At 30.0% G+C, this 14079-nt stretch carries 14 protein-coding genes; all 14 read left to right on the top strand.

All coding sequences use genetic code 11. The features are described from left to right. Positions 1–86: 86 nt before the first annotated feature. The 14 genes from RYM86_RS02235 to xdh all read left to right on the top strand — a co-directional run bounded on the left by RYM86_RS02235 (position 87) and on the right by xdh (position 14071). Positions 87–311 carry an acyl carrier protein gene (locus RYM86_RS02235; RefSeq protein ID WP_315077345.1) on the top strand — a complete coding sequence of 75 codons (225 nt, stop codon included), beginning with the start codon at positions 87–89 and terminating at the stop codon, positions 309–311. A gap of 109 nt (positions 312–420) precedes the next feature. Next, the gene (gene fabK / locus RYM86_RS02230) at positions 421–1362 is read left to right on the top strand and encodes an enoyl-[acyl-carrier-protein] reductase FabK (protein ID WP_315077342.1); all 942 of its coding nucleotides are present in this window, start codon (positions 421–423) and stop codon (positions 1360–1362) included. Further along, on the top strand, positions 1355–2296 hold the full coding sequence (gene fabD, locus RYM86_RS02225; RefSeq protein ID WP_315077340.1) for an ACP S-malonyltransferase: 942 nt from the start codon (positions 1355–1357) through the stop codon (positions 2294–2296). The genes fabK and fabD overlap by 8 nt, the downstream gene beginning before the upstream one ends. A gap of 20 nt (positions 2297–2316) precedes the next feature. Continuing rightward, positions 2317–3057 carry a 3-oxoacyl-[acyl-carrier-protein] reductase gene (gene fabG, locus RYM86_RS02220; protein ID WP_012425010.1) on the top strand — a complete coding sequence of 247 codons (741 nt, stop codon included), beginning with the start codon at positions 2317–2319 and terminating at the stop codon, positions 3055–3057. 17 nt (positions 3058–3074) lie between these two features. After that, positions 3075–4316 (top strand): beta-ketoacyl-ACP synthase II, encoded by a 1242-nt coding sequence (gene fabF / locus RYM86_RS02215; protein ID WP_315077334.1) that lies wholly within the window; start codon positions 3075–3077, stop codon positions 4314–4316. Positions 4317–4327: 11 nt separating this feature from the next. After that, positions 4328–4822, top strand: a complete 495-nt coding sequence (gene accB, locus RYM86_RS02210; protein ID WP_315077331.1) for an acetyl-CoA carboxylase biotin carboxyl carrier protein — start codon at positions 4328–4330, stop codon at positions 4820–4822. Positions 4823–4827: 5 nt separating this feature from the next. After that, complete coding sequence (gene fabZ / locus RYM86_RS02205; RefSeq protein ID WP_315077328.1) at positions 4828–5256, top strand: 3-hydroxyacyl-ACP dehydratase FabZ; 429 nt, start codon at positions 4828–4830, stop codon at positions 5254–5256. 9 nt (positions 5257–5265) lie between these two features. Next, a complete protein-coding gene (locus RYM86_RS02200; protein WP_315077326.1) occupies positions 5266–6618 on the top strand; it encodes an acetyl-CoA carboxylase biotin carboxylase subunit in 1353 nt (450 codons plus the stop codon). Continuing rightward, positions 6611–7486 (top strand): acetyl-CoA carboxylase, carboxyltransferase subunit beta, encoded by an 876-nt coding sequence (accD, locus tag RYM86_RS02195; RefSeq protein ID WP_315077324.1) that lies wholly within the window; start codon positions 6611–6613, stop codon positions 7484–7486. Before RYM86_RS02200 ends, accD begins: the two co-directional genes overlap by 8 nt. Continuing rightward, a complete protein-coding gene (locus RYM86_RS02190) occupies positions 7479–8303 on the top strand; it encodes an acetyl-CoA carboxylase carboxyltransferase subunit alpha (protein WP_315077323.1) in 825 nt (274 codons plus the stop codon). The genes accD and RYM86_RS02190 overlap by 8 nt, the downstream gene beginning before the upstream one ends. Before the next feature lie 181 nt (positions 8304–8484). Next, positions 8485–9426 carry a DUF4003 family protein gene (locus RYM86_RS02185; protein WP_315077320.1) on the top strand — a complete coding sequence of 314 codons (942 nt, stop codon included), beginning with the start codon at positions 8485–8487 and terminating at the stop codon, positions 9424–9426. Positions 9427–9459: 33 nt separating this feature from the next. Continuing rightward, positions 9460–9873, top strand: coding sequence for a HutP family protein (locus tag RYM86_RS02180; protein WP_315077317.1), 414 nt, complete (start codon positions 9460–9462; stop codon positions 9871–9873). Positions 9874–10301: 428 nt separating this feature from the next. After that, on the top strand, positions 10302–11102 hold the full coding sequence (locus RYM86_RS02175; RefSeq protein WP_315077314.1) for an SDR family oxidoreductase: 801 nt from the start codon (positions 10302–10304) through the stop codon (positions 11100–11102). A 413-nt stretch (positions 11103–11515) separates the two neighbouring features. Then, a complete protein-coding gene (gene xdh, locus RYM86_RS02170; RefSeq protein WP_315077311.1) occupies positions 11516–14071 on the top strand; it encodes a selenium-dependent xanthine dehydrogenase in 2556 nt (851 codons plus the stop codon). The last annotated feature ends 8 nt before the right edge of the window (positions 14072–14079 follow it).

Below are 14079 nucleotides of genomic sequence, written 5' to 3'. Positions count from 1 at the left end.
AAAGTCTAATTACAATGTCAGTTTATCCATTATATAAACACATTAATTAAAAATAAATAAAAAGAGAAAACAAGGAGGAAAAAATTATGTTATTTGAAGAAATCAGAGATATAATATGTGAACAATTAGGGGTAGAAAAGGATGGAATAACTTTAGAAACTACATTTGAAGATTTAGGAGCAGATTCTTTAGACTTATTCCAAGTTGTAATTGAATTAGAAGAAAAATTCAATATTCAAATAGAAGAAGTTGAAAAGTTAAAGAGTTTAAAAGATGCAGTTGAATACGTAAAGAATAAGACTGATAATTAAAATTTTAAATATTAACATCCAAGTTAAGTCGGGTATGCAAATAAGTATTCCCGATTTAATTTATATAATGTAAGTATTTTTATAAAAACACTATTAGGAGGAATTATTTGTGGCAAATAATAGAGTATGTGATCTACTTGGTATAAAGTATCCGATATTTCAAGGAGGTATGGCTTGGATAGCAGATGCATCTTTAGCAGCAGCGGTAAGTGAAGCTGGTGGAATTGGAATAATAACAGGAGCAGCACCAACAGAATGGGTAAGAAATCAAATCAGAGAAGCTAAAAAATTAACAGATAAACCTTTTGGTGTAAATATAATGCTAATGTCTGAAAATGCAGAAGAAATAGCAGAACTAGTATGTGAAGAAAATGTAGCTATTGTTACTACTGGAGCAGGAAGTCCAGGTAAGTACATGGAAAGATGGAAAGCAAACAATATAAAGGTGATACCAGTTGTTGCATCAGTAGCCCTTGCTAAGAGAATGCAAAAAGCAGGAGCAGATGCAATTATAGCAGAAGGTACAGAATCAGGTGGTCATGTAGGTCAGCTTACTACAATGGCGTTAATTCCACAAGTTGTAGATGCAGTAAGCATACCAGTTATAGCAGCAGGTGGAATAGGTGATGGAAGAGGAATTGCAGCTTCTTTTATGTTAGGAGCAGAAGGCGTTCAAGTTGGAACTAGATTTTTAGTTGCAAGAGAATGTACAGTAAATCAAAATTATAAAGATAAGATATTAAAAGCTAAAGATATAGATACAGAAGTTACAGGTAGATCTACAGGTCATCCAGTAAGAGTGCTTAAAAATAAGCTATCAAGAATGTATAACAAGTTAGAAAAAGAAGGTATAAGTCCAGAAAAATTAGAAGAATTAGGAGCAGGTACTTTAAAGAAAGCAGCCATAGATGGTGATGTCGACAATGGTTCTATAATGTCTGGACAAATTGCAGGCTTAATTAATAAAGAACAAACATCAAAAGAAATTATTGAAGAGATGTTTGGAGAAGCAAAGCAAAGGTTTATGTTATTTGGAGGAAATCATGAATAGTGAAAATATTGCATTTCTTTTTCCAGGTCAAGGTGCTCAATATGTTGGAATGGCAAAGGAATTCTATGACAAAATACCAGAATGTAAAGAAATAGTTGATAAAGCAGAGAAAATATTAAATATGCCAATAAAAGATATGCTATTCAATGGTCCAGAAGAAGTTTTAATGCAAACAGAAAATGCTCAACCTACAATAGTAGTGGCTTCTTTAGTAGCATTAAAAGCCTTGGAAGTAAATAATATTGAAGCAAAGTATACTGCAGGATTAAGTCTTGGTGAATATGCTTCACTGATTTTCTCAGGAGCACTTTCTTTAGAAGAAGGATTACTCCTTGTAAAAGAGAGAGGCAGAATAATGGGAAGCTCTCTTCCAAAAGGCCTTGGAAAGATGGCAGCTATTTTAAAACTTGATAATGAAAAATTAGAAGAGTTATTAAATAGAGCAAGTGAATTTGGTGTTGTAGAAGCAGCAAATTACAATTGTCCAAAGCAAGTTGCAATAGCTGGTGAAAATAAGGCTATTGATGAAGCTGTTAGAATTGCAAGAGAACTTGGTGGATTAGGAATACCTTTAAAAGTAAGTGGACCTTTCCATAGTTCATTATTAAAGAATGCAAGTGAAGAATTTTATAACACATTAAAGAATACGAATATAAATTCATTAAATAAAGTTACGTATTCTAATGTGAAAGGATTACCTTATGATGAGAGAGATGATATTAAAGAGTTATTAAAAAGACATATAAGATCATCTGTGCTTTTTGATAAGACTATTGAAGATATGATAAAAAATGGAGTTAATACATTTATTGAAGTTGGACCAGGTAAGGTTCTTAGTGGATTTGTAAAGAAGATTAATAGAAGTGTTAAAGTATTAAATATAGAGGATATGGAATCATTAAATAAATTATTATTAACATTAGAAGAAATTTAGCTTAGGGAGGATTTTAATTAATGCTAAAAGGAAAATGTGCAATTATTACAGGAGCCGCAAGAGGAATAGGTAAAGCAATTGCTTTAAAATTAGCTTCTCTTGGTGCAAACATAGTATTAAATTATAGAAGTAGTGAAGAAGAAGCAAAAATAGTAGCTTCTGAAATAGAAAAAATGGGTGTAGAAGTTTTAACTGTTAAAGGTGATATAAGCAAATTAGAAGACGTAGAGAATATTATAAGTGAAGCAAAAAACAAATTCGGAATTATAGATATTATTGTAAATAACGCTGGAATAACAAAGGATACCCTTATTCTTAGAATGAAAGAAAAAGACTTTGATGATGTTATAGATGTAAATTTAAAAGGGGTTTTTAATTGTTTAAAATCAATTACTCCTGTCATGGTTAAGCAAAGACATGGAAAGATAATAAACATTTCATCAGTAGTTGGTGTTGCAGGTAATGCAGGGCAAGTAAACTATGCTGCTTCTAAAGCAGGGGTTATAGGTATGACTAAATCTTTAGCAAAAGAGCTTGGAGCAAGAGGAATTAATGTAAATGCAGTTGCACCAGGATTTATTGAAACAGATATGACAAGCGTTTTAGGTGAAAAAGTTAAAGAAGAAGCTCAAAAGAATATACCATTAAAGAGATTTGGAACTCCAGAAGATGTAGCAGGTGTTGTAGCTTTTCTTGCAAGTGAAAATTCAAACTATGTTACAGGTCAAGTTATAAATATTGATGGCGGAATGGTAATGTAATGGAGGAGTATAGAGTTATGGAAAGAAGAGTTGTTGTTACGGGAATGGGAGCATTAACTCCAATAGGAAATGATGTAGATACATTTTGGAAAAACAATAAAGAAGGTAAATTAGGAATAGATTTTATTAAATTAATAGATAATGAATTAATTAATGTTAAGATTGCTGGAGAACTTAAGGATTTTAATCCAGAAGAAGTTTTAGGTAAAAAAGAATGTAAAAGACTAGATAGATTTTCTCAAATGGCATTAATTGCAGCTGATGAGGCAATTAAAAGTTCTAAAATAGATTTAGAGAAAGTAGATAAAAAAAGATTTGGTGTTATGGTAGGTTCAGGAATAGGTGGATTTGCAACTATAGAAAGTGAATGTACTAAATTAGTTACAGGTAAATCAAAGAGAATGTCACCATTCTTTGTTCCAATGGCAATTATCAATTTAGCTGCTGGAAATATATCTATTCAATATGGACTTGAAGGTTCTTGTACATCAGTAGTGACAGCATGTGCAACTGGTACAAATAATATTGGAGATGCATTTAGATATATAAAACATGGATATGCTGATTTTATGTTAGCAGGTGGTGCAGAAGCTCCAATAACAAGAATCGGTGTTGAAGGGTTCCATAGTATGAAAGCACTTAATTCTTCAAATGATCCTATTAAAGCTTCAACTCCTTTTGATAAAGATAGAAGTGGATTTGTAATGGGTGAAGGTGCAGGAATATTATTACTTGAATCTTTAGATTCAGCTTTAGAAAGAGGAGCAAATATATTAGGTGAAATTGTAGGATATGGTTCAACTTGTGATGCATACCACATTACCTCTCCACATCCAGAAGGTTTTGGAGCAGCAGAAGCTATGAGTCAAGCAATTAATGAAGCTAAGATAGATAAAACTGAAGTTTCGTATATAAATGCTCATGGAACTTCAACTCAATTAAATGATAAATTTGAAACAGCAGCAATTAAAAAAGTTTTTGGAGAAGGTGCGTATAACATTCCAATATCTTCTACAAAATCAATGACAGGACATTTATTAGGTGCAGCAGGAGCTATTGAGTCTATAGTGTGTTTAAAAGCACTAGAAGAAGGCTTTGTACCTCCTACAATAGGGTATGAAACTAAAGATGGAGAATTAGATTTAGATTATGTTCCTAATAAGGGAAGAAAAAAAGAACTTAAGTATGCTTTAACAAATTCTTTAGGATTTGGTGGACATAATGCAACTTTATTATTTAAGAGATGGGAAGAAAAATAGGAGGCAATTTTATGGATTTTCAAAATATTAAAGAACTTATAAATATTATAAATTCTTCGGATTTAGCGTACTTTGAATTAAAATCAAATGATAGCTATATAAAAATGGATAAGTCTTTAACTAGAAGCTTAAATAGAAATGTAGAAGAAGAAGAAACTACAAAAAAGGAAAGCAACATTCATACAAAAGAGGAACCTATACAAGAAAAGAATAATTTCCCAGAAAATAAATCAAATAACATGTCAGAAGAAGCTGTAGAAGAAGACACAGTAATAATTACATCACCAATGGTTGGAACGTTTTATTCATCACCATCTCCTGATAGCGAGTCATTTGCTAAAGAAGGAGATTATGTGAAAAAGGGAAAAGTAATTTGCATAATTGAAGCAATGAAGTTAATGAATGAAATTGAAAGCAGTTATGATGGAAAAATAGTAAAGTGTTTTGCAAAAGATGGAGATATGGTTGAGTTTGGACAAAAACTCTTTGAAATTAAGGAGGACTAATATTTATGTTAAAGATAGAAGAAATAAAAGAAATTTTACCTCATAGATACCCATTTTTACTTATAGATAGAGTAACTGAAATGGATATAGAAGAAAAATTATTTGTTAAGGGATATAAGAATGTTTCTTCAAATGAACAGTTTTTTCAAGGTCATTATCCAGAAGAACCAATTATGCCAGGGGTTTTACAAATAGAAGCTTTGGCACAAGCAGGAGCTGTGGCTATTTTATCAATGGAAAAGTTTAAAGGAAAAACACCATTATTTGCTGGAACTAATAAGGTTAGATTTAAGGCAAAGGTTGTACCAGGAGATAGATTAGATTTATATTGTGAAATAGTAAAACTTAAGGGGCCAATAGGAATAGGCAAAGGAATAGCTTCAGTTGATGGTAAAACAGTTTGTGAAGCTGAAATACTTTTTGCTATAGGATAGGTGAAGGATATGTTTAAAAAGGTGCTTATTGCAAATAGAGGAGAAATCGCAGTTAGAATAATTAGAGCTTGTAGAGAAATGGGAATACTTACAGTTGCTGTCTACTCAGAAATTGATAAAGAAGCACTTCATACTCAATTAGCTGATGAAGCAATTTGTATAGGTCCAGCAATAGCTAAAGATAGTTATTTAAATATTGCTAATATTTTAAGTGCATGTGTACTTAGTGGGGCTGATGCAATACATCCTGGATTTGGATTTTTATCTGAAAATGCTAAGTTCGCAAAGATGTGTAAAGAATGTAATATAAAATTTATAGGACCAGACTATCAATCTATTGAGCTTATGGGTGATAAAGCAAGAGCTAGAGAAATAATGAAAAAGGCAAATGTTCCTGTTGTACCTGGATATGAAGGTGAAATAGAGGATGAAACGCATGCTTTAGGTATTGCTAAAAAAATAGGTTATCCAATAATGATAAAGGCAGCAGCTGGTGGTGGTGGAAAAGGAATAAGAATTGCCAGAAGTGATGAAGAATTCTTAAAGGGATATAAAACTGCTAAATCTGAATCTAAAGCTTGCTTTGGTGATGACAGATTATATATAGAAAAATTCATTGAAAGACCTAGACACATTGAATTTCAAATTTTAGCTGATGAGTATGGAAATGTTATTCATTTAGGAGAAAGAGAATGCTCTCTTCAAAGAAAAAATCAAAAAGTTTTAGAAGAGGCTCCATCTAATATATTAAATGAAGAAATAAGAAGTACTATGGGAGAAATAGCTAAGAAAGCAGCTAAAGCTGTTAATTATAAAAATGCAGGAACTATAGAATTTTTATTTGATAAAGACAATAACTTTTATTTTATGGAAATGAACACAAGAATACAAGTAGAGCATCCAATCACAGAAATGATTACAGGTGTTGATTTAGTTAAAGAACAATTAAAGATAGCCTCAGGCGAAAAGTTATTATTAAAGCAAGAAGATATAAAGATATCTGGTCATGCAATAGAATGTAGAATTAATGCTGAAGACCCAGAAAATGATTTTAGACCATGTCCAGGAGAAATATCAGAGTTATGTGTTCCAGGAGGAATGGGCATTAGAATAGATTCTGCTATATATTGTGGATACAATATACCTTATTTTTATGATTCCATGATTGCAAAACTTATAACTTTTGGAAAAACCAGAGAAGAAGCTATTGTAAAAATGAAAAGGGCTTTAGGTGAATTTGCAGTAGGTGGAGTAAAAACTAATATAGATTTTCAATTTTCTATACTTGAAATGCAAGAATTTTTAGATGGAAATTATGATACGTCATTTTTAGCAGAAAAGATGGTGAAGAATAATGCTTAAGGATTTGTTTAAAAAAAATAAATATGCAACGGTTAATCCGTCAGTATATAAAAGCAAAGTAGTAGAAGAAAAACCTAATATTCCATCAGGAATGTGGACTAAATGTACTAATTGTAATAGTATGATTTATTATGAAGATTTACAAACTAATAAATATGTATGTACTAAATGTAATCAGCACTTTAGGATATCACCTAAGGAAAGAATAAAACAGATATTTGATAAAGATATCTTTAAAGAAATGTGGAAATCATTAAAAACAAATAATCCTATAGACTTTGAAGATTATGAAGAGAAAATAAATCAATCTCAAAGTAATACTGGAAGTAAAGAGGCAGTAGTTACTGGCGTGGGTAGAATAAACGATTTGGAAGTAGCTTGTGCAATAATGGATAGCTTCTTTATGATGGGAAGCATGGGGACTGTTGTTGGAGAAAAGATTACTAGGATAGTAGAATATGCTACAGAAAATAATCTTCCTATTTTGATTTTTACAGCTTCAGGTGGAGCAAGAATGCAAGAAGGCATATTTTCGCTTATGCAAATGGCAAAAATAAGTGCTGCTCTTGCAAGGCATGATGAAAAGGGGCTATTATATATAACAATATTAACAGATCCAACTACTGGAGGAGTAACAGCAAGTTTTGCTATGGAAGGCGATATTATATTAAGTGAGCCAAATACTTTAGTTGGATTTGCAGGTAGAAGAGTTATAGAAAATACAATAAATGAAACTCTTCCAGAGTCATTTCAAAAATCAGAATTTCTTCTTGAAAAAGGATTCATAGATAGCATTGTAGAAAGAAAAAATATGAGAGCTTATTTATATAAGATTCTTGTTTTACATGGAGTGAATAAGTATGAATAAAGAGTTTATAAAATCAATAGTAGTATCAAGCCCTTGGGAAAAAGTTGAAATAGCTAGGCATAAAGATAGACCTACAGGAAAATATTATATAGATAATATTTTTAAAGATTTTATAGAATTTCATGGAGATAGATTATTTGGTGATGATAAAGCTGTAATTGGTGGGATAGCATCATTTGAAGATATTAGCGTTACAGTAATAGCAATAACAAAGGGAGCTAATACAAATGAAAATATAGAAAGAAATTTTGGAATGCCAAATCCAGAGGGGTATAGAAAAGCATTAAGACTTATGAAACAAGCAGAAAAATTTAATAGACCTGTTATTTGTTTCATAGATACTCCAGGAGCATTTTGTGGAGTTGGGGCAGAAGAAAGAGGACAAGGTAGTGCTATTGCAAATAATTTATTCGAACTTAGTAGATTGAAAACTCCTATAATTTCTATAGTTATTGGAGAAGGGGGAAGTGGAGGAGCATTAGCATTAACAGTAGCAGATAAAATACTTATGTTAGAAAATGCAGTTTATTCAATACTTTCACCAGAAGGGTTTGCATCTATATTATGGAAAGATAGCAAAAGAGTAAAAGAAGCAGCAAATGTTATGAAAATAACAGCACAAGATTTAAATGAGTTTGGTATTATAGATAGGGTAATAAAAGAACCAAGAGGTGGAGCACATAAAAATCCACAAAAACAAGTAACGCTCATAAAAAAAGAACTTATGAATGCAATAAATGAAATGAAAAACATTGAAACAAATCAAATGATAAATGAACGTTATGATAAATTTAGAAAAATAGGAACTTTAGAGTAATTTATAATATATAGTGATTTTTAATATAAGCTCAAAAGATTGCAATCTTTTGAGCTTTTTTGATTATAGATATTTTAATATATTTTTTAAGCTGAGAAAGTTAAATATGAGTCATTGACAATATATACTATTTAGAAATAATATAATATTAAAGTTAATTTTTTTTAAGAGGATGATGATTATGGATGTTGATCTGAAAAGTAAGGTAGATATATTTAAAGATTATTATAAAGATATAAGCAGAACATTAATATTTGACAATAATAAAGTTAAAATATTAGAAAGTTTGCTTTATATAATAAATAAAAATGAAGTAGATAAAAGTGAATTAAAGAGTATTAGAAAATACATAAGTAAAAGTGAACTAAATAATGTATTTAATGGAAACGTTAAAAAAGCAATGTCTGCTTTTTTGTGTTCAAATTTTCAATATGAAAATATAGTTAAAGACACAATTATAATATATGATAATTTAGTTAATAAAGGTTTTAAAAAGGACAAGTACTTAGAACTTTTATCGTTTATTATTACTTTAAGATTTCATAAAAAAGAATATGATAATATATTAAATAATATGTTAAAGGCAAAAACTGAAATAAAGAGTAAAATACAAGGTATAGATGAATTTAAATTAATGAATATATGCTTTATAAATTTATCAATGTTTTCTAGAGAATATGATCAATTAGTTAGAAAGTATTTAAAGATATATTTTAAATTACTTAGAAAAAACTTTGATAAAAAAGAAACTTTTTTTATTGCACTTGCAATGATGAATTTAGATGAGATAGATTATACTAGTTATATAAATAATGTTATAGAAATAAAAGCACATTTAAATAATACTAAAATGGAAATAAAAAAAGAACATTATTTATTATTAGGTTTATCTTCATTAATAATTAAAAATAATAATGAATTCATTGATAATATTAGTGAAGTATATGATGATCTATGTGAAAAAAGATTTATAAAAAAGAACCAGCTTGTACTAGTATCTATTACACTAGTATTATATGAATATATTGAAATAATTTCAGAAGATGATGAAGATTTATTTACTGAAAATGAAATAAACATAGTTAAGAAGTTAATAGAATACTTAACTGTATTGTTAATATAACAATACAAATTAATATTAAAGGAGAATAATCTTATGGAGAGTAATAGCACAAAGGTTGCTAAAATAGCAACTAAAATGGCTATATGTGATAGATTTGAGGAAGAAGATTTAAAAAAGATATATAACAAGCAAGGTATAAAAGTTACAGCAGTAAATATAGGTGGAAATATTAATTCATCAATATCGAAGATATTAGAAAGTGCACTAGTTGCATCAAAAAGAAATGGGCTTATAAGAGAAGAACATTTACATGAAGGTGCAGTAATAGGAGCTACTAGAGATGCTATAATACAAGTTTCTAATAGAGCCAATGCACAAAATGTAGGTGGGAAAATTGGAATAGCTAGAGGTGGAGAACATATTTCTGTATGTATATTTTTAAGTATTGGTTTACTTCATTTAGATGAAGTTGTTATAGGAATAGGACACAGAGCTATACCAGAATAAAAATATTAGGATATATTTTAGTAAAGTTTTGATATATGTATAAGCAAAGTGGATGGAGCAATTGAACTTAGGAATACTAAAAATAAATATAGTTAAATAGGGGTAAATAGTAAAGAAATATTTAATTATAATATTAGGATAGATATTAAGATAACAAGAATTATTTTAATATCTATCTTTTTATTATAAAGATTAAAAAAGTAAATTCTTAAAAATAATTTAAACTTAAAAAACCAGTGCATAATAATTGATATAATGTTTCTAATTCTTAGTGTGATTTTTTATAATTCAAATTAAAAAATATTATCGAAAATTTGTATAATCATTACTTTTTTGTTATATTAATGAATGTGGAAAATAATAGTTAAGTTAATAATAACTATAAATTTTTATAATAATATAAATTATAGAAAAGGAAGATGGGGATTATGAACAAAGAATTAATTAATCAAGTTGCTATTGTTACAGGGGGAAATACTGGGATAGGTAGAGCTATTAGTGAAGAACTAGCTGGAAGAGGCGCTAAAGTTATGATTTTAGCTAGAAACGAAGAAAAAAATGAAGAAACAAAGGAAGCTATTGTGGCAAAAGGTGGACATGCGGAATCATATAAAGTAGATGTATCTAATAAAAAGTCTGTGGATGATGCAATCAACAGTATTTATGAGAAATATGGTGAAATAGATATATTAGTGTGTAATGCAGGAAATTCAACACCATTAAATTATCTTACTAAAATGCCAATGGAAGATATAGAAGTTATTATAAATACTCATGTTTATGGAGCTATCTATTGTGTAAAAGCGTGTGGAGAAAAAATGAAAGAAAGAAAATATGGAAGAATTGTAATAATGTCATCACTTGGAGCTTATCATGGAGTTACAGGAAATGCACATTATTGTTTAGCTAAAGAAGGACTAGTTGCTATGGCACAAAGCTTAGCTAAAGAATTTGGGCGTTATGGAATAACGGTTAACTCAATTCAACCAGGATCTATTAATACTTCTATGAGCTCTCAATTATTGCAAGTGGCTAAAGATAAGATAGTAAGTGAAACACCAGTTGCTAGAATAGGAGAACCAGAAGATATTGCTTATGCTACAGCGTTTTATTGTAGTCCAAGAGCAAGTTTTATAACAGGAGACACAATGAGAGTTGATGGTGGGTATATTATTGAAAGTGGAATGGATAGATTAATATTAAGTATGATTGACCCTGAATTAAATTAATTAAGTGATAGAAGTTTATTTGCTTAATAATTAGAAAGATAACTTAATTTATTAAGATATAAATTGCAAAAAACAGCAATAATTATCAATTTGATAATTATTGCTGTTTTTTATGCGTAGTAAATTAAGAATATTGTAGAATAGAGACTTATCAAAATGATAATGCATTATCACTTTGATAAACAATTATTTTTACAGATAAATAATTAAGAGAATATATTAAAAAATGATAGAATATTCAGAAATATAAGTAGATAAAAAACAAATAAGTTAAATTTTTATATAAAAAAGTGGTATAAAATTTGCTTATAAAATTATTAAGTAAAATTAAGTAATTTTATATATAGAAATAAAGTAATGTAGATATTAATGGGTGTAAAGGGATCAATATTTGGAGGTAATGGGAGGATATAATGTATAAAATAAATGTAAATGGAAAAGAGTTCACGTTAGAAGAAGATAAGAAATTATTGTCTTTTTTAAGAGATGATTTAAGAATTACATCAGTAAAAGATGGTTGCAGTGAAGGGGCTTGTGGAACATGTACTATATTAGTAGATGGAAGGGCAATGAAGGCATGTATTCAAAAGGTATCTAAATTTGAAGGAAAAAAAGTAGTTACAGTTGAAGGGCTAAGCAAAAGAGAACAAGATGTGTATACACATTGTTTTGCAGAAGCAGGAGCTGTTCAATGTGGTTTTTGTATTCCAGGAATGGTATTAGCTGCGAAAGGTTTATTAGATAATAATTTAAATCCAACAAGAGCCGATGTGAAAAAAGCAATACGTGGGAATATATGTCGTTGTACAGGATACGTTAAAATTGAACAAGCTATTTTAATGGCTGCTGATTATTTTAGAGATAATATGGAAATACCTGAAAAGGAAAAATCAGCTCATATATCGGAACGATTCAAAAGAGTAGATGCTGAAGAAAAAATATTAGGAACGGGTATCTTTGTAGATGATATTCAATTACCAGGAATGATTTATGCAAAAGCGTTACGTTCTAAATATCCACGTGCACGTGTAAATAAAATTGATTTGACAAAAGCATTACAACATGAAGATGTTGTTAAAATTCTGATAGCAAAGGATGTTCCAAATAATAAAATAGGCCATTTAGTTCAAGATTGGGATGTTATGATTGCTGAAGGCGACATAACTAGATATATTGGGGATGCATTAGCATTAATTGCCACTAATCATAAAGAGACTTTAGACGAAGTAATTAATTTAATAGAAGTAGATTATACTGAATTACCAGCTGTAACTTCTCCAACAGATGCATTAAAGGGTGATGCACCACTTGTTCATTCAACAGGAAATATTCTAAGAAAAGAATATTTAAAACGAGGAAATGCAGATGAGGCCATTAAAAATTCTAAATATGTTGTAACAAGAAAATATAAGACACCTTTCCAAGAACACGGATTCATGGAACCAGAATGTGCTATAGCTATGCCGGAAGGTGATGATGGATTGTTATTATATACAGGCTCTCAGTCCGTATATGATGAAAGACGTGAAATTTCTAATATGTTACAAATACCAGAAGAAAAAGTACATTGTCAATCTAAATTAGTCGGTGGAGGATTTGGCGGAAAAGAAGATATGAGTGTACAACACCATGCTGCATTAATGGCATGGTACACTAAAAAGCCAGTAAAAGTTAAATTTTCAAGACAAGAAAGTTTAAATTATCATACAAAACGTCATGCTATGGAATTAGAATTTACAACAGCTTGTGATGAAAATGGTAAGCTTACTGCAATGAAAGCGATTTTAATTGCAGATACAGGTGCATATGCATCTTTAGGTGGACCAGTGCTTCAAAGGGCTTGCACACATGCTGCCGGTCCTTATAATTATCAAAATATTGATATATTAGGTATGTCAATATATACAAATAATGTAGTTGGAGGAGCTTATAGAGGCTTTGGAGTAACTCAAAGTTGTTTTGCAACAGAAAATAATATCAATTTACTAGCAGAAATGATTGGTATGGATCCGTGGGACTTTAGATATATTAATGCTGTTAGACCAGGAGAAGTATTACCAAATGGACAAGTTGCAGATGAGAGCGCAGCTATGGTTGAATGTTTAGAGGCAATAAAAGATGATTATAAAAATAATCCCAATGCTGGACTTGCAATAGGGCTTAAGAATAGTGGTACAGGTGTAGGATTAAAGGATATTGGCAGATGTATATTATCAATTGAAGATGGAATTATACACATTCGTACTTCAGCTTCATGTATGGGACAAGGAATAGCAACTATGTGTACTCATATGGTTTGTGAGACATTAGGAATTGATCCAAATTTAACTTATCATGAAAGACCTGATACTGTTCGTACTCCAAACTCAGGAACAAGTACAGCATCAAGACAAACAGTATTAACAGGGGAAGCAACTAGAAGAGCAGCATTAAATTTAAAGGAAGCTTTAGATAAAGTTGAATCTTTAAAGGATCTAGAAGGAAAAGAATACTTTGGAGAATTCTCAGCAATTACTGATCCTATGGGATCTCTAAAAGAAAACCCTGTAAGTCATGTTAGTTATAGTTATGCAGCACAAGTTGTTTTGCCAGATGAAGATGGAAAAATAAAAGAAGTTATAGCTGCATATGATGTTGGAACAGTTGTAAATCCACAATCTGTTGAAGGTCAAATTGAAGGTGGAGTTATTATGGGACTTGGATATGCACTAACAGAGGATTTTGCTGTGAAAGATGGATATCCACAAGTTAAATTAGGAACATTAGGTTTAATAAGATCAACAGAAGCGCCAAATGTAAAAGTAAAACTTGTAAAGGGACCAGGAGAAATACCTCATGCTTATGGAGCAAAGGGCGTTGGCGAATTATGTTTAATTCCAACAGCTCCTGCTTGTGCACATGCTTATTATAAACTTGATGGAAAACTTAGAACTGAATTGCCATTAAAGAATACATTCTATAAAAAATAATGCTATAA

The sequence above is a fragment of the uncultured Clostridium sp. genome (assembly GCF_963527835.1).
In the GTDB taxonomy this organism is placed as follows: Bacteria; Bacillota; Clostridia; order Clostridiales; family Clostridiaceae; genus Clostridium.
This window is presented reverse-complemented; position numbering and strand designations above follow the sequence as displayed.